The following is a 16,921-nucleotide window of genomic DNA, read 5'->3' on the forward strand; positions in this document are numbered from 1 at the left end:
GTCGATGGCCCGGCGGTTCTCGTCCCACCACTGCGGCTCGTTGAAGAAGCCGCCGCGGCAGAGCGACGTCACGGCCAGCCCGGCGTCGCGCATGAGCGCCGCCGAGCGTTCCACGCCGTACGCCCGCACGTCCTCGCGCCACAGGCCCACGCCGGTGACGCCGGCCTGCGCGCAGCCCGCCGCCAGCTCCGGCAGCGGCCAGCGCTTGGTCGTCGCCTGGTTGAGTGCGAAGCGCTTCACGGCTGCGCCACCCCCGCGGTCGTCAGGAAGGCCCGGGCCCGGTACGCGGCGAGGTCGGCGTCCGGCAGCAGCCCCGCGGCGTCGGCCAGCCGCAGCAGCTCGGCGAGGTGGCCCGGCGAGCGGCCGCTCTGCACGCCGCCGACCATCGTGAAGTGGTCCTGGTGACCGGCCAGCCAGGACAGGAACACGATCCCGGTCTTGTAGTACCAGGTCGGCGCGGAGAACAGGTGCCGGGAGAGGGTCACCGTCGGCGCGAGGATGCGGTCGTAGCCGCCGAGGTCGCCCGCGTCCAGGGCCCGCAGCGCCGCGGCCGCCGCGGGCGCGATCGCGGCGAAGATGCCCAGCAGCGCCTCGGAGTGGCCCCGCTCGTCGCCGCGGATCAGGATCGGATAGTTGAAGTCGTCGCCGGTGTAGAGCCGCACGCCCGCCGGGAGCCGGCGCCGGATCGCCACCTCGAACTCCTCGTCCAGCAGGGACAGCTTGATGCCGTCGACCTTGCCGGGATGCGCGGCGACGAGCGCGGCCACCGTGTCGGCGGCCCGCCACCGCGATCCGGAACCCCAGTATCCGGCGAGCAGCGGGTCGAAGTCCGTGCCGAGCCAGTGCAGCAGGACCGGCTGGTCGGAGTCGGCGATCAGCCGGCCGTAGACGTCCAGGTAGTCCTGTGCGCCGTCGGCCGCGGCGGCCAGGTGGCGGCTGCACATCAGTACCGGGCGGGCGCCGGCCTCCTGCACGTCGGCCAGCTGCTCGCCGTACGCCTTGCGGATCTCGTCCAGGGTCGCGGGGCCGGGCGGGAGCTGGTCGGTGGCGACGCCGGCGACGATCGACCCGCCGGCCGCGGCGGCCTCGCGGGCCGAGCGGCGGATCAGCTCCCGGGCCGTCGGGTAGTCGAGGCCCATGCCGCGCTGCGCGGTGTCCATCGCCTCGGCGACGCCGAAGCCGTGCGACCACAGGTGGCGGCGGAAGGCCAGGGTGGCGTCCCAGTCCAGCACCGGCGGCGCGCCGGGGATGTTCTCGGCGGCGGGGTCGGCGACGACGTGCGCCGCGGCGTAGGCGATCCGGCCGGTGAACGGCGCGCCCGGCGCCGCCCACTGCGCGCCCGCGCCGGACAGGGTCAGCGCGCCGCCCGGCAGCCGCACCTCCCGGGTCACCGGTCCAGCTCCGGCACCTCGACGCGGCGGCCCTCCCGGGCCGACCGCAGGCCGAGCTCGGCCAGCTGCACCCCGCGCGCGCCCGCCCACAGATCCCACGTGTACGGGGCGTCCTCGGCGACGTGGCGCAGGAACATCTCCCACTGCGCCTTGAAGCCGTTGTCGAACTCCTCGTTGTCCGGCACCTCCTGCCACTGGTCGCGGAAGCGCTCGGCCACCGGCAGGTCGGGGTTCCAGACCGGCTTCGGCGTGGTGGCCCGGTGCTGCACCCGGCAGCCGCGCAGGCCGGCCACCGCGCTGCCCTCGACGCCGTCGACCTGGAACTCCACCAGCTCGTCGCGGTTCACCCGGACCGCCCAGGAGGAGTTGATCTGCGCGACGATGCCGCCGTCGAGCTCGAAGATCCCGTACGCCGAGTCGTCGGCGGTCGCCTCGTACGGCTCGCCATCCTCGTTCCAGCGCCGCGGCACGTGCGTGGCGACGTGCGCCGTGACCGCGCGTACCGGGGCGAACAGCTGCTCGAGCACGTAGTGCCAGTGCGGGAACATGTCGACCACGATGCCGCCGCCGTCCGCCGCCCGGTAGTTCCAGCTCGGGCGCTGCGCGGCCTGCCAGTCGCCCTCGAAGACCCAGTAGCCGAACTCACCGCGTACCGAAAGGATCCGGCCGAAGAAGCCGCCGCTGATCAGGCGCTGGAGCTTGCGCAGCCCCGGCAGGAATAGCTTGTCCTGCACCACGCCGTGCCGCACGCCGGCCGCGTCGGCGGAGCGGGCCAGCTCGATCGCGCCGCTGAGCGTGGTGGCGAGCGGCTTCTCGGTGTAGATGTGCTTGCCCGCGGCGATGGCCAGGCCGATCGCCTTCTCGCGCTCGCTGGTCACCTGGGCGTCGAAGTAGATCTGCACGTCCGGCCGGGCCAGGGCGGCGCCGAGGTCGGTGGTGCAGTCGGTGAGGCCGTGGCGCGCGGCGACCTCGCGCAGCTTCGCCTCGCTGCGGCCGACCAGGATCGGCTCGGGCCAGAGCAGCGAGCCGTCGCGCAGCGGCAGGCCGCCGGACTCGCGGATGGCGAGCAGGGAGCGGACCAGATGCTGGCGATAGCCCATCCTCCCGGTGACACCGTTCATGACGATCCCGATCGGGACGCGAGCGGACATCTGCCGACCCCCTCAGGTAAGCGCTTTCCTGGCAGGCTACCGGCGCGCGGACACCTCAGGCAAGCGCTTGCCGATCGGCGCCGATGGGCTACTCTGCACCGGTGGCGACTCTCGCGGATGTCGCGCGGCGGGCGGGGGTCTCGACCGCGACCGTTTCCCGCATCATCAACAACAGCCCCAAGCCGGTGGCCGAGGCGCTCCGCGAGCGTGTCCTGGCGGCCGTCGCCGAGCTGCAGTTCGTGCCGAACGCCAACGCGCAGCAGCTGGCCCGCGCCGACCGCACCGCCGTCGGCGTGATCGTGCACGACGTCTCCGACCCCTACTTCGCCGAGATCACCCGCGGCCTGCAGCGGGTCGCCACCGACCACGGCCGGCTGGTCATCATCTGCAACAGCTACCGCGACCCCGAGCGCGAGCTGGCCTATGTGGACCTGCTGCACGCGCACCAGACCGCCGCGATAGTGCTGGCCGGCTCCGGCTACCACGACGCGCCGATCACCGCCCGGCTCGACGCCAAGCTCCGCATCTACGAGAGCACCGGCGGCCGGGTCGCGGTGATCGGCCGGCACGAGCACGCCGGCGACGCGGTCGTGCCGGAGAACGAGCCCGGCGGCTACCTCGCCGGCGACGCGCTCTACCGCCTCGGCCACACCGCCATCGGCGTCATCGCCGGGCCCCGGCACCTGACCACCACCACCGACCGGCTGGCCGGGCTGCGACGCGCCGCCCGGCAACACGGCCAGCGGCTCGGCGCGCGCCAGGTGGCGTACGCGGACTTCGACCGCAACGGCGGCCGGGCCGCGGCGGCCACCCTGCTGCAGGACAATCCGGGCCTGACCGCGATCGCGGCGCTCAACGACTCCATGGCCGTCGGGGCGCTGGCCTGCCTGCGGGAGCGGGGCATCGACGTGCCCGGCCGGATGAGCCTGATCGGCTTCGACGACATGCCCATCTCCGTCGACGTGACGCCGCCGCTGAGCACCGTGCGGCTGCCGCTCGAGGAGATCGGCGTACGGGCGATGTCGCTGGCCCTGCGCGAGGGCGAGCGCGACGCCCCGCTGGTGGAGCACGCGGCCGCGCGGCTGGTGCTGCGCGGCAGCACCGCCGCGCCCTGCGACCGGCCCTGACCCGCGCCCGGCCCGGCGGCGGGCGACCCTGCCGGGCGGCGGCGGGCGGCGTGACGGACAATCGGCAACCATGAACGATCAACAGTCCCCCCGGGTCCGCGATCTCGACGTCGTCATCTACGGCGCCACCGGCTTCGTCGGCGTGCTGGTCGCCGGCCACCTGGCCGCGCACGCGCCGGCCGGCACCCGGATCGCCCTGGCCGGCCGCTCGGCCGAGCGGCTCGAGGAGCTCCGGGCGAAGCTCGGGGTGGACTGGCCGGTGCTCGTCGCCGACGCCGCCGACGCCACGGCGCTCGCCGAGATGGCCGCCGCCGCGCACGTCGTCCTCACCACCGTCGGGCCCTACGCGAAGTACGGCCGCGTCCTCGCGCACGCCTGCGCCGCCGCCGGCACCGACTACGTGGACCTGACCGGCGAGGTGCTCTTCGCCCGGGACAGCATCGACGAGAACCACGAACTGGCCCGCTCGACCGGTGCCCGGATCGTGCACTCGTGCGGCTTCGACTCGATTCCTTCCGACCTGGGGGTGCATGTCCTGCATGCCCGGGTCGCCGAGGACGGCGCGGGCGAGCTCACCGGCACCACCCTGGTGGTCACCAGCCTGCGCGGCGGGGTCAGCGGCGGCACCATCGACTCGCTGCGCCACCAGTTGGACGTCGTCAAGAAGGACAGGGCGCTGCGCCGGCTCGCCGCCGGCCCGTACTCGCTGAGCCCAGCCCCCGCCGAGGAGCCGGACCTCGGCCGCCAGGACGACCTCGCGGCGCCGCGGGCCGCGGACGTCGACCCCTCGCTGCGCGGCAGCCTCGCGCCGTTCGTGATGGCGCCCTACAACACCCGGGTCGTGCGGCGCAGCAACGCGCTGCGCGGCTTCGCGTACGGGCGGGAATTCCGCTACCGCGAGGCGATGAGCATGGGCACGTCGCCGCTGTCGCCGCTGCTCGCCGCGATGACCAAGGTGGGCCTCGGAGCGCTGGCCCTGGGCCTGTCCCTGCCGCCGACCCGGTACGTGCTGGACCGGATCCTGCCCAAGCCCGGCGAGGGTCCGGACGAGCGCGCCCGCCGCGAGGGACACTTCACCGTGGACCTGTTCACCAGGACCACCACCGGCGCCCGGTACAAGGCGCGGATCCGGGCCAAGGGCGACCCCGGATACGCCGCGACCGCGGTCATGCTCGGCGAGTCGGCGCTGGCCCTCGTCCACGACCGCGCCGCGCTGCCCGACTCGCCCGGCGGGGTGCTCACCCCCGCGACCGGCATCGGGGACGCCCTGGTCGCCCGGCTGCGCGCGGCCGGGCTCCAGATCACCGCGGCAGCCATCGACGACTGAGACTGGCCTCGGTGCGTGTGGGCGCGGTAGCGTGCCGTGACCACACCGTTGCGTGGAGGCCCGGATGATGCGCAGAGCCGCCCTTGTCGTCGCCGTCGTGGCCACCGTGGTCGCGACGGCGATCGCCCCGGCCGGCGCATACCCCGCGACGTTCCGGCCCGGCGCCCCCGGCATCGGCGACCCGTACTTCCCGCTCGCCGGCAACGGCGGCTACGACGTGCTGCACTACGGGCTCGACATCACCTACACGCCCGCCACGGACAACATCGGCGGGATCGCCACCATCAGCGCCCTGGCGACGCAGGACCTGTCCAGCTTCAACCTGGACTTCGACGGGCTGACCCTGCGATCGCTGACCGTCGACGGGCTGCCCGCTGCCTGGAGCCGGGGCGACGGCGAGCTGACCGTGACCCCGCGCCGCGGCCTGCGCTGGGGCCGGCCGTTCACCGTGGTGGCCCGCTACGACGGCGTGCCGCAGGTCATCCAGGACCCCAACCTGGGCGCCTCCGGGGTCTTCGCCACCGACGACGGCATGGTCGTGGTCGGGCAGCCGGAGGTCGCGTCGACCTGGTTCCCGGTCAACGACCACCCGCTCGACAAGGCGTCCTACACGATCAGGATCACCGCGCCGAGCGGCCTCGAATCGGTCTCCAACGGCGTGCTGCTGAGCCGCACCACCCGGCGCGGCTGGACCACCACGACCTGGGACGCCCGGGAACCGATGGCCTCCTACCTGGCCACCGCCACCGTCGGCGAATACCGGGTGAAGGCCGCCAAGGCCGGCGGAATCAAATACTGGGACGCGATCGACCCGAAGCTGTTCACCCCGCCCGCCACGCCGCGCACCGGCACCCGGATGGCGCTGACCCAGGACGGCGAACCGTCCTACAAGCGGCTGACCCGGACCATCGCCGTGCCCGCCGGCGGCGCCAACCTGAGCTTCCACGTCACCCGCGACACCGAGCAGGGCTGGGACTTCTTCCTCGTCGAGGCCCGGACCGCCGGCGCCGAGGACTGGACCACCCTGCCGGACGCCAACGGGCACAGCACGGCCGACACCGGCGCCGCCTGCCTCTACGCCCCGGACCTGCACCCGTTCCTGCTGCACTACCTGACGCCCGGCGCCGACACCTGCGCGGCCGCCGGCAGCAGCGGCCGGTGGTCGGCGGCGACCGGCCGCAGCGAGGGCTACGAGCCGTGGTCGATCGACCTCTCCGGCTACGCCGGCCGCTCGGTCGAGGTCTCGCTCAGCGCGGTCAACGACCAGTCCATCACGTACCCGGGCGCCTTCGTCGACGACGTGGTCGTCTCCACCGGGGCGGGCAGCACGTCCTTCGAGGACGACGGCAACGTCCTGGACGGCTGGGCCCCCGGCGGGCCGCCGGCCGGCAGCCCCGCCAACCCCAGCAACTGGATCTCGGGTACGGCCGCGGACGTGCCGCCGACGCTCGGCGACCGGGCCGCCGGATCGCTCGCCCGCGAGCCGGAGATCCTCGGCTTCCTCTCCGGCGTCTTCGGCCCCTACCCCTTCTCCGCCTCCGGCGGCATCGTGGACAGCACCGAGGCGTTCGGCTTCGCCCTGGAGAACCAGACCCGCCCGGTGTACGCGCAGGGCTTCTTCGGCACCCCCGAGGACGGCGACGCCGTGGTCGTGCACGAACTGGCGCACCAGTGGTACGGCGACAGCCTCGCCCTCGCCCGCTGGCAGGACATCTGGCTCAACGAGGGCTTCGCCACGTACGCGGAATGGCTGTGGAGCGAGCGCGAGGGCCTCGGCACCGCGCAGGAGAACTTCGACTTCCTGTACGGCACCTTCGTCGACGACCCCGACTTCTGGGCCCTGCCGATCGGCGACCCCGGCCCGCAGCACCTGTTCGACACGCCGGTCTACGTGCGCGGCGCCATGACGCTGCAGATGCTGCGCCACCGGGTGGGCGACCCGGCCTTCTTCCGGATCCTGCGCACCTGGGCCTCGCTCCACCGCGGCGGCAACGTCACCACCGGGGAATTCGTCGACCTGGCCGAGCAGATCTCCGGCAAGACGCTGGACTCGCTCTTCCAGACCTGGCTGTTCAGCCCGATCCGCCCGGAGGTGACGGTCTCCCCGGTGACCGGCGCGAAGGTCGCCGGGCCCAGGCCCATCGTCAAGCGCTGGCTGCGGCGCTGACCGGAGTGTCCAGTCCCGTCGTCGACGTCGCCATCGCGGTGATGCTCACCTTCGCGCTGACCGCCCTGGTCGCCTCGGCCATCGTCGAATGGCTCGGCAACCTGACCCGCAAACGGGCCAAATACCTGCTGCGCGGCCTGCGCAACATGCTCGACGCGAAGGGCGAGGCGGCCGGCAGGCCCGGCCCGCTCGCCGGCGCCCAGGCCGAGAAGGCCATCTACGCCAAGGCGCTGGCCCCCACCGACGGCACCGCCGCCGACGGCGGGCTGACCGCGCTCGTCTTCGACCACCCGATGCTGCGCGCCATGATGCAGCCCCGGCCGACAGCGGCGGGCGAGCGCACCCGCATCCCGCCGTACGTGCCGGCCGAGACCTTCTCCCGGGCGCTGCTCGACACCCTGGTGCCGGCCGACGGCGGCCCGCTCACCCTCGACCGGGTACGGGCGGCCGTCGCCGGGCTGGACGAGTCGATGCCGGCCCGGCAGGCCCTGCTCGGGCTCGCCGACCAGAGCACCGCGAGCCTGGACGACTTCCGCACCGGCGTCGAACACTGGTACGACGCCCAGATGGACCGGGTGTCCGGCTGGTACAAACGCTGGGCGAAACGCTGGCTGCTGGTCGTCGCCGCCGGCCTGTGCCTGATCGCCAACATCGACGCGTACGCGATCGCGGGCACCCTCTACCGCGACCCGGCACTGCGGGCGGCGGCGGTGAGCCAGGTGCAGCAGGGCTCGGCCTGCGCCGCCGCCGGCGACCAGGCCGCGTGCGTGCGCGAACTGGTCGGCGCCGTCGACGGGACCGGGCGCGTCATCTGGTGGCCGGAGGGCTGCCCGAGCACCCCGTCGGCGTGCGTGGCGCAGCCGGGTCAGGAGCCCGGCGCCCGCGACTGGCTGCTGAAGCTGCTCGGCCTGGCGCTGACCGCGGCGGCGGCCGCGATGGGCGCACCCTTCTGGTTCGACCTGCTCAACCGGCTGGTCAACCTGCGCACCACCGGCCGGCGCCCCGGCCCGAAACCCTGACGGCCGCCCGTCAGCGGCGCCGCAGCCACCGGCGCAGCAGCGGCGGCACGACCCAGGAGTACAGGCAGTAGAGGAGCCAGAGGGGCGCCAGCACCAGCAGCGGCGCGGTGAGGTCCGCCGCCCGCAGCGTCAGCATCGTGACGATCCAGGCCAGCCACGAGTACAACGGATCGAAGCGGCGCAGCGGCCACAGCGGGATCATCAGCGGGTGGCTCTCCAACCGCGTGTCCAGCACCGCGTCCCTGGCGGGCCGCTCGGTGCCGGCGTGCGCCTCCGGGTCGGCGCGCACGGCGATCGAGGCGCCGAACTCCCGGCTGATCCGCTCGGCCTCCCGGTCGTCACCCCGCGCGTACGCGACCCGCGCCCGCGCCGCGAACACCACTGGCGCGTGCGGATCCGCGGCCGACGCCCGCTCGACCAGCTGGGCGGCCTTGCCCGGCTGGCCCTCGGCGGCGCAGAGCTCCGCGTACGCGCACAGCAGGTGCACGTCGCCCGGCACCAGCTCCAGGCCCCGCAGCAGCGCCCGCTCGGCGGCCTCCGGCCGGCCCAGCTCGTGCTCCGCCTGGCCCATCCAGAGCAGCAGCCGCGGCTCGGGCCCACCCGCGGCAAGCCCGGCACGGGCCGCCTCCGCCGCCTGCGCCCACTGCCTCAGCCGGATCTGCGCGGCGCAGCGCACCCACATGGCGTCCGGGCCGAACGTCTCGACGACCGACAGCTCGGCCAACTCGGCGAGCGCCTGCTCCGGCCGGTCCGCGAGCAGCAGCGCCTGCGCCCGCTCCAGCGGCGACGTCACCGGACCAGCCCGTAGATCACGCCCAGCTCCAGCAGCCCGCACCCGAGAACCGCGGCGAGGCCCGGCCGGACCAGCGAGGCGGGACGGGCGCGGCCCCGGAGGTACGCCCGGAACGGCTTACCCTGCAACCCCAGCACCACCAGCCACACCAGCAGGCCGGCGACGCCACCCACCTGCCGGACGTCGACGAAGTCGTCGGCCGGCGGGCTCAACGCCACCCGGGCGCCGAAGGCGAACAGCCCCGCCGCGCCGATGGCGGCCAGCCGGGTCGTGGCCAGCCCCAGCCGGTGCCCGTTGACCGCACCCAGCACGGCGGCGGTCAGCGGCCCGGCGAGATACGCGGGGTACGCGATCGCCAGGGGCCGCCACGGCCTCGCACCGGACGGGGCCCGACCATCGATGGTCGGGCGTAACAGCTCGTCGTGCATGTTCTCCCCGGTCCCGCCCAGCCTGACAGCGTGCACGAGAGCCATCGGCGCGAGCCGCCGGGAGATTAGCCTTCCATCCCGGGCGGCTGACTCCGGTACCTTCCACGGATGACTCCCGGGCCCGACGACCGTCCGCTGCTCTTTCTGGACGTCGACGGTCCGCTGATTCCGTTCCGGGGCCGGGCGACCGGGCAGGCGCTTGCCGGCCCTGGGGCGGGGAATCCGCTGCTGGATCGGCTCGATCCGGCGGACGGGCGCAGGCTGTCGGGGCTGGGATGTCAGCTGGTGTGGGCAACCACGTGGATGGCCGACGCCAACGAAGTGATCGCGCCTCGGCTCGGGCTCCCGGAACTGCCGGTCGTCGAGTTTCCCGATGACGACCCGCCCGGGTTCGGGCTGCACTGGAAGACTCGGTTCCTCGCCCGGTGGGCGGGCGGGCGCCCGTTCATCTGGCTCGACGACGAAATCAGTCCTGCTGATCGGTTGTGGATCCGGGCCAACTATCAGGGCAGGGCTCTGGTGCACCGCGTCGACCCGTTCGCCGGGCTTACCGAGGCGGACTTCGCCCTGATTCGCCGATGGCTTGTTTCCTAGCGTCCCGCATCGGTTGTGGGTGGCATTTTCGTGCGGTGGACGGGTGGGGCCGAGGGCTGGCTTCTGGTGGTAACCGCGGCCGGTGAGCACATCCCACCCCGGACGTTGAGTCCGGATGCAAGAGGGTGCCTCGGCTGGTCGGTCCGCATGGTGGTCACCGACGCTCGCGGCGCTGCGGCTCCCCGATGAGCCACGCTTCGCCGGTGATTCGCCGGACCAGGCATGCTTCATGGATATGCCCGCCGTGCCGCGGTTGGCCCTGTTCGACCAGAAGGGCCGCTGGATCCAACCCGGCGTCCCGGCGGACGCCTGCGGCCAGATCCGCAACGAGGTGAGTACCGCCGTCACAGGGCTGAAGACGACGCGGGTGTCTACCCGCGTGGTCCGGGAGCTGCAGCCGGCCGGGTCAGCGACCAGCAACTGCAATGATCAACACATCGATCAGGTCTGGAGCGAGACCAGCACCGGACCGACCGGCGGCCCCGACGACGATGGCCGGCCAATCAGCGAATCCTCGCCGGCGCCGGCCTACATATGCACCTACCGCGTGCCGACCGCCGAGCACCGCACGGAGCAGCCCGCCAGCGATCTCATCTCCGTCAAACCCCTGAACACCGCGCGGCACACCAGCCGGGCGGCTCGACCACTTCACCTGGGGTCCGGGGTGGCGACGGAGGGGTGGCGGGGCGGTGGGTGGCGTCGTCCTTAAGCTGGGCAGTCGTGGATGACCTTTTGCATGCGCGGCAGGTTGTCGCCGGGCTTGGCGACGCCTTCTGTCTGACCTTCGTCAAGGGCGCGGATGCGGCCGGGGCGCTGCTGCGGATGGGTGGGTGCCCGGACACCCTGCACGAGCTCGGGCCTGGGGAGTCGTCCGCTCCGGGTAAGGCCGCGGCGCTCTCGCTGGGCGGCTGGGCCGTGGTGGTTGAGCCCGGGGGCGCGCTGGGTGGCGATCATGCGCTGCTGGAGGCGGCGTCGCGGGGTTCGGCGGCGGTTTCGGTGCTGCGCGATGCTGGGTCCGCCTCGCACTTCGGGTACGCGATCGACGGCACGACGGTCGTGGGTTTCGATCCCGGTTATCCGGCGGAGGAGACCACCTGGGGGGACGACCCGGGCATGCTGCGCCACCTGATGGACGCGCTGGGACTGCGGCCGCCGTCCGACGAGTCCGACACCAACTGGCAGGACGCCGAGGCCCGGGCGATCGTACTGGCGCAGCGGATCACCGGCGTCCGGCTGCCGGAGGCGCCGCTGGGGGCCGCCCGGTTCTCGGCGCGGCTCGAGCCCTGGTTCGTCACGCCCGCCCGGCCCGGCGACCTGCTGCGCGCCGGCCGCCGTACGCCGGAGGCCGCCGACCTGGTCGCCGCCGCCGAGGCTGCCGCGCCCGGCGTTCAGCGGGCGGTTGCCGTCGCCGAGGTACGCCGGCAGGCCGCCGCCCTCGGCGTCGCGGACTCCCCCGGGCTGGCGGAGGCGCTCGACGCGGCCGCGCTGGGCACCGCGAGCCCGGTCGCCGCCGACTCGCCGCTGGGGCTGCGGGTCCGCGACTGGCTGGCGACGTCGCGGCCCGACGGCGTCGACTGGTTCGTCAGGAGTCTGCGGGGGGTGCTGGACGCCGAGGCCCGGGTGGCCGTGCTCAGCGCCCTGCGGCCGCTCGTCGCCGGGCCCGCCGCCCTGGCCGACGACGCGGCCCGGGCGGCGGCCCTGGACGTCCTACGCGGTCAGGACGCCTGATCGCGCGCCGAAGTGCCCCGCGATGCGGTTCAGGGCGGTGATCGTCTCGCGGTCGCGCTGTTCGTCGTCCTCGGTCGGCCAGGCGCTGGTCTTGACGACCACGACGTCGGCCACCGGGTCGACGTAGAGATACTGGCCGTGCACCCCGAGACCGGTGAAGGCCCGGTGGTCGCCGGCGACGGTCCACCACTGATTCGCGTACCCGTAATGGTGGTAGCCGCTGGGGCCGAGCGCGCCGACGGCCAGGTGCGGGACGGTGCGGACGGCGCTGTGGCGTACCCAGTTCCGGGGCACGATCTGCTCGCCGGCGATCCGGCCGTCGTGCGCCATGAGCAGCCCGAGGCGGGCCACGTCGCGGGCGGTCGCGTTGAGTGAGCCGCCGCCGATCGCCGTGCGTGGCCGGGAGCGGCTGAGCCAGTAGTACGCGTCGCGGTCGGCGCCGATGCGGCTCCACAGCCGCTCGGCGGCGTACCGGGCAAGGGTCCGGCCGGTGGCCGCCTCCAGGACCCAGCCGATGAGCTGGGCATCGAGGGTCGAGTAGTTGAAGCGGGTGCCCGGCACCGCGGTGCGCGGGGCCGAGCGCAGCACGTCGAGGACGGTGCCGCGGCCCAGGCAGGCCGCCTCGAAGCGCTTGATGTCCGCGCCGGGCAGGTCCCACCGCTCGAGGCCGCCGACGCCGCTGGTCATGTCGAGCAGATCGGCGAGGGTCGTGCCGTCGTAGGCGGTGCCGGCGAAGTCGGGCCGGTACGCGGTGACCGGATCGGTCAGCCCGCCGATGGCACCCTCGGCCTGGGCGATGCCGACCAGCATCGAGGTCACCGACTTCGACAGTGAGAAGAGCTGAAAGCGGGCGCGCGGCCCGGCGAACGTCCCCGGATAGGTCTCATGCACGATCGCGCCGCGGTGCAGCACGACGAACGCCGTGGTGAAGGTGCGGCGGTGCAGATCGGCCAGGCTGTATTCGCGGTCGTCGAAACGGTAGGTGAGCTCCAGCGGCCGCGACCGGCCCGCCAGCGGAAACCGGAAATCGCCCCGCGACACCCGCTCGGTGGGCAGCAGCCGGTTCATGTGCGTGAAGGTCCACTCGTTGAACGGGCGGCGCATGATCAGGTCGCCTTGGCGCTCCCACCAGGACTTGTCCCCCGCCCGGGCGTCCGGGTAAAGATGCTGGTCAGTTGCATTGGTCATGACAGTCCCCGTCGTCCTCGTCGATCCGATGCACGTGATGTGCGTGGTGCGAGACGTCTCGGAAGTGTTCACGCAGCGCGGGCCGCTACGGTTCGACGGCAATCCAAAAAGATCGACGCGGGTCGCTGGGTGGCCGTACGGGCTCAGGTGGGCGGGGCTTCGATGTCGGAGTCGATGCGCTTGCCGTCCAAGGCCAGGACCACCTCTGGATGGGCCGGGCCGAAGTCCGGCAGGTCCTCCATGAGGCGCACGGTCTCCCTGAGGAGCGCCGGCCCGGTCGGCACCTTGGCGGCGATCAGGCCGAGGGCGTGGTTGACCGCGCAGGCCACCGTGTAAGGCTGGGCCCGGCCGCGGGCCCGCAAGGACCGTTCGAGCGTCTCCTCAGACAACCGCAGCGCGCCGTCGAGGTCGCCCTGAGCCGCAAGGTCATTCGCCATGTTGGTCGCGCAGGACAGGGTGTAGGGGTGGTCGGGGCCGAAGATGGCGGTGAGGCCGTCGAGCGCCTCCTGGTTGAAGCGCCGGGCCTCGGCCATGAGTCCCGTCTGCCGGTACACGATCGCCAGATTGGTCAGACAGACCAGCGTCAGGGGATGGTCGGGCATGTCGCTGCGGTATCGGCCGAGCGCCTCCTCGCCGGCCCGCACGGCTTCGACCAGCTGACCGTCGTCGCGCAGCGCATTGGTCACCGTCTGCAGGGTGAGCAGCGTGTGCGGGTGCTTGTCGCCGAGCCGATCGCGGAACGCGTGCAGCACCGTCCCCGCCTCGTCCGCGGCCTCCGTCAGGCGCCCGAGCTTGCGCAGGCTGACGACGACGAGCCGGCGGGCCAGCAGCACGTCCGGGTGGTCCGCGCCCAGCGTCTGCTCTGACGCCGGCAACACCTCGCTCTGCATCCGGTACGCATCGCCGTAGCGGCCCAGCGCGTACAGGTCGGCGGCCATGTTGCGGCTCAGCAACAGGGCCCGGCGGTCGTTGCGGCCGAAGACGCGCACGGCCACGTCGAACGTGCGCTGGTCGATCTCCAGGGCGGCCTGGTATTCGCCGGCCATGCGCAGGTCGTCCCCGAGGCTGCCCGCGGTGCTGATGGTCGCGCTGTCCTCGGTGCCGAACACATAGACGTGCCGTTCGTAGTTGTCCTCGACGAGCCGGCGCGCCTCGGCGAACGAACCCAGCGCCCGCAGGTCGGCGCTGACGCTGTTGACCGAGGCCATCGTGTGCTCGTGGTCCGGGCCGTAGCTCGCGGTGAAGCCCTCCAGCACCGCCCGGTCGATCTCCAGTGCCTCGGCGGGACGACCGAGCGCGGCCAGGACGTTCGCCCGGTGCCGCCGGGTGATCAGGGTGAACTCGTCGAGGGGGCCGAACCGGGGCTCCCACACGTCGAGCGCCTCGGTGGCGAGATCGAGGCTGCTCTCGAAGTCGCCGACCAGGTAGCGGTAGCGGATCTGATCGATGACGACCTGGCGGGCCTCGTCGTTCTCCGACTCGATCACTCCGGAGGCCGTGATGTGACCCGACAGCTCGGCGTGCTTCTCCCAGTCCTCGCGCCGGACCCGATCCGGGTTACCGGGATTGGCGTACGCCAGCATGGTCTGCACCGTCTCCCGGAGCGTGTCCCGCAGGCCGGGAGCCATGGCGTCCTGCACCATCTTGCGCACCAGGCGATGAATCTGAAATCGCAGGTTCCGGCTGTCGTTGCGGACCAGCTCCCAGCGCGCGATCTCCTTGACCGCCCGCTCCAACGGGGCCAGATCGCGCAGGATCCGGCCGAGATCACGGGAGAACGGCGTGGCCAGCCGGCCGCGGTGGAGAATGTCGTACGAGATCCACTCCGGTCCGAAGAACGTCGCCAGCTGGAGCAGCAGGGCCGACTGCTCGGATTCGCTCCGCAACTGCTCGGCGGCGATCCGCATCGCCGCGCCGGCGTGCGGCGGATAGCCGAGGAACGCGTCGCCGTCGTGCAGTTCGAGCTGCTGCTCGAGCAACCGGAGGTAGTCCGCGGCGGGCCGCCGGGTCTGGTGGTGCCAGGCGGCGGCCTGCGCCAATGAGATGGGCAGGTCGCCGAGCCGGTCGGCGATGTGGTCGGCGTCGCCCGGCGCCAGGCCGCCGTACCGGGTCAGCAGCGCGACGCTCTCGGCCCGGGCGAACCTGTCCACCTCGAGGGCCCGGGCCCGATCGGCCCACTCGATCTCGCGCGTGGTCACCAGGACGTGACCGGACCGCGCGGACGGCAGCAGCCCGGACATCGCGCGCGCCTCCCCCGCGTTGTCGAAGACCATCAGCCAGTGCGAGTACGGCTTGCGGCGGGTCAGTGCCTCGTGAACCCGGCTGATCGTGCCGCCGGTGTCGCCGGTGACCGCGATGCCGAGTTGCCCGGCCAGTTCGACCAGGGAGCGGCGGGTCTCGGCCGGGTCGTCCGCCGCGACCCACCAGACCAGGTCGTATTCGGCGGCGTGCCGGTGCACGTACTCGATGGCGAGTTGCGTCTTGCCCACGCCGCCGAGCCCGTAGAGGGCGCGCGGCAGCAGCACGGCGGTCTGCGAGCTGTTCACCAGCTGGGCGCGCATGGCGTCGAGCAGATCGGCACGGCCGACGAAGTTCGGATTGAGCGGGGGCACCGTCTTCCAGCCCAGCGGCGTGTACTGCTCGGGGCGGGCCGGAACGCTGACGGGCGCCACCGCGGAGGTCAGGACAGGGTCCGGGACCGGGTACGAGGCCTCGGCGGTGGTGCCCTGATCGAGCGCGGCACGGAGACGTTCGGCCATCCGGCCGTAGGTGCCGCCCAGCGCCTCGAGCACGTCCACGGCGACCGCGGCGAAGGCCCGTCCACCCTCGTCGAGTTCGGACACCGGCTCCCCGGTGGACAGCAGGGCGAGGAAGTCCAGGTTGGTTCCCAGCCGTGCGACGAGGTAGCTGGACACCTCCTGCAGAACGCCGAGCGCCTCCTGGCGGGTGATCAGGGTGAGGAGCTCCTTGCGCATGTCCGGGGCGAAGTCGTAGACCGACTCCTCGGGGTCGTCGGCGGGGGCCGCGAGTTCGAGCAGGCCGCTGAGGAACAACTCGGGCAGAGCGGTAGGCCCGGAGGAGGGCAGATTCGCTCTCTGGATCAGGCGCATCACCGGCAGGGTCAACGGTGCGGCCGCCGACAGGAACGCGGCGAGCCGTACCGTGTCCGGCGGCGCCGTCGCCAGGAACTCCTCCACCGACGGGGCCGGCTCCGCCTCGGGGACGACCGTGTGGTCCCCGGTCCACGACGGTTCCAGCAGGCCGGTGAAGATCGCCCGGCCGGGCCGCTCGTCGCCGGATCCCTCGGTGACCAGGCGGGCCCAGGCGGCGAACCACTCGTGTCCGAGCTCGATGACGGGTACGACGATGCCCCGGGGCGAATCGGTGCCGGCGCTGTCGAGGTCCAGCTCCGCGCTCGGCACGCGAACCGTCAGGTCGATGTTCGGGGCGGCCGGGGCCAGGCTGGAGAGCACCACCGGATGCACCGGGACCCCGCAGCTGTCCCACAGTCGCTGCGGCAGCGGTTGCACCACGGCGACCGGGCCGGCCTTCGCCCAGATCTCCAGCGCGGACGCCATCCGCCGGTCACGCCACGCCTGACCCAGCAGGTCGGAGACGACCAGGATCAGCCGCCGTCCGCTCGGATCGACCAGCTCGGCGGGATCATGGGACACGCCGGCGTGCGACGGTTCGGCCCGCAGCGACATCCTGTGCGCGTCCGGATCGTCGCTGTCACACCGCCACGTACGGACGTCGCGGAACGCGCCGGTCTCGGCCAGGATCGTCGCCAGCTCCCGGATGGTCTGGCCCGAGACCGCCATCGACGGCGACGTGTCCACCACCACCGCGACGTCCAGCCAGCGGTCCACCCGCGGCGCGAAGACCGGCAACAGCAGGTCGGTCCGGGCGACGTTGCCGGCGGTCGCCTCGGCGTCGAGCTGGTCGATCCGAGCGGACGGCGGCTGATCCTGGTCGTCTCCGACCTGCTGGGTCAGGCGTGGCGTGACC

General features: G+C 73.2%; 13 protein-coding genes and 1 pseudogene. 7 read left to right on the forward strand and 7 right to left on the reverse strand.

Annotated elements, in window-relative coordinates:
• From AB0F10_RS36550 to AB0F10_RS36560, 3 genes and pseudogenes are all read right to left on the reverse strand, one after another.
• Positions 1-240 (reverse strand): annotated as a pseudogene (locus tag AB0F10_RS36550) (sugar phosphate isomerase/epimerase); the annotation flags it as partial.
• On the reverse strand, positions 237-1,358 hold the full coding sequence (locus AB0F10_RS36555) for a dihydrodipicolinate synthase family protein (protein WP_360636107.1): 1,122 nt from the start codon (positions 1,356-1,358) through the stop codon (positions 237-239). The gene AB0F10_RS36555 and the pseudogene AB0F10_RS36550, both read right to left, overlap by 4 nt.
• A gap of 29 nt (positions 1,359-1,387) precedes the next feature.
• On the reverse strand, positions 1,388-2,542 hold the full coding sequence (locus tag AB0F10_RS36560) for a Gfo/Idh/MocA family oxidoreductase (protein WP_360636070.1): 1,155 nt from the start codon (positions 2,540-2,542) through the stop codon (positions 1,388-1,390).
• Between the two features lie 101 nt (positions 2,543-2,643).
• Between AB0F10_RS36560 and AB0F10_RS36565 the strand changes: the two genes are divergently transcribed.
• The 4 genes from AB0F10_RS36565 (at position 2,644) to AB0F10_RS36580 (ending at position 8,182) form a co-directional block, all read left to right on the forward strand.
• On the forward strand, positions 2,644-3,669 hold the full coding sequence (locus tag AB0F10_RS36565; RefSeq protein ID WP_360636073.1) for a LacI family DNA-binding transcriptional regulator: 1,026 nt from the start codon (positions 2,644-2,646) through the stop codon (positions 3,667-3,669).
• 70 nt (positions 3,670-3,739) lie between these two features.
• Positions 3,740-4,996: a saccharopine dehydrogenase NADP-binding domain-containing protein gene (locus AB0F10_RS36570; RefSeq protein WP_360636076.1), complete on the forward strand. Its 1,257-nt coding sequence runs from the start codon at positions 3,740-3,742 to the stop codon at positions 4,994-4,996.
• A 64-nt stretch (positions 4,997-5,060) separates the two neighbouring features.
• Positions 5,061-7,163, forward strand: coding sequence for a M1 family metallopeptidase (locus AB0F10_RS36575; protein ID WP_360636079.1), 2,103 nt, complete (start codon positions 5,061-5,063; stop codon positions 7,161-7,163).
• Between the two features lie 5 nt (positions 7,164-7,168).
• Complete coding sequence (locus AB0F10_RS36580) at positions 7,169-8,182, forward strand: hypothetical protein (RefSeq protein WP_360636082.1); 1,014 nt, start codon at positions 7,169-7,171, stop codon at positions 8,180-8,182.
• 10 nt (positions 8,183-8,192) lie between these two features.
• On the opposite strand, the gene AB0F10_RS36585 is transcribed toward AB0F10_RS36580, so the two are convergent.
• Together AB0F10_RS36585 and AB0F10_RS36590 are read right to left on the reverse strand one after the other, a co-directional pair.
• On the reverse strand, positions 8,193-8,975 hold the full coding sequence (locus AB0F10_RS36585) for a tetratricopeptide repeat protein (RefSeq protein ID WP_360636085.1): 783 nt from the start codon (positions 8,973-8,975) through the stop codon (positions 8,193-8,195).
• Positions 8,972-9,439, reverse strand: a complete 468-nt coding sequence (locus tag AB0F10_RS36590) for a hypothetical protein (protein ID WP_360636089.1) — start codon at positions 9,437-9,439, stop codon at positions 8,972-8,974. The genes AB0F10_RS36585 and AB0F10_RS36590 overlap by 4 nt, the downstream gene beginning before the upstream one ends.
• Positions 9,440-9,511: 72 nt before the next feature.
• Between AB0F10_RS36590 and AB0F10_RS36595 the strand changes: the two genes are divergently transcribed.
• The 3 genes from AB0F10_RS36595 (at position 9,512) to AB0F10_RS36605 (ending at position 11,725) form a co-directional block, all read left to right on the forward strand.
• Positions 9,512-9,997 (forward strand): HAD domain-containing protein, encoded by a 486-nt coding sequence (locus AB0F10_RS36595; protein WP_360636092.1) that lies wholly within the window; start codon positions 9,512-9,514, stop codon positions 9,995-9,997.
• A 229-nt stretch (positions 9,998-10,226) separates the two neighbouring features.
• Positions 10,227-10,706, forward strand: a complete 480-nt coding sequence (locus AB0F10_RS36600; RefSeq protein WP_360636095.1) for a hypothetical protein — start codon at positions 10,227-10,229, stop codon at positions 10,704-10,706.
• Positions 10,707-10,717: 11 nt separating this feature from the next.
• The gene (locus AB0F10_RS36605; RefSeq protein WP_360636098.1) at positions 10,718-11,725 is read left to right on the forward strand and encodes a DUF6461 domain-containing protein; all 1,008 of its coding nucleotides are present in this window, start codon (positions 10,718-10,720) and stop codon (positions 11,723-11,725) included.
• Here AB0F10_RS36605 and AB0F10_RS36610 read toward each other — a convergent pair.
• A complete protein-coding gene (locus tag AB0F10_RS36610; RefSeq protein ID WP_360636101.1) occupies positions 11,705-12,913 on the reverse strand; it encodes a serine hydrolase in 1,209 nt (402 codons plus the stop codon). The two genes, AB0F10_RS36605 and AB0F10_RS36610, sit on opposite strands and share 21 nt — an antisense overlap.
• A gap of 143 nt (positions 12,914-13,056) precedes the next feature.
• Positions 13,057-16,921, reverse strand: a 3,865-nt coding sequence (gene fxsT, locus AB0F10_RS36615) for an FxSxx-COOH system tetratricopeptide repeat protein (protein WP_360636104.1), incomplete at its 5' end; no start/stop codon positions are given.

It is taken from the genome of Actinoplanes sp. NPDC026623, from assembly GCF_040638275.1.
Lineage (GTDB): Bacteria > Actinomycetota > Actinomycetes > Mycobacteriales > Micromonosporaceae > Actinoplanes.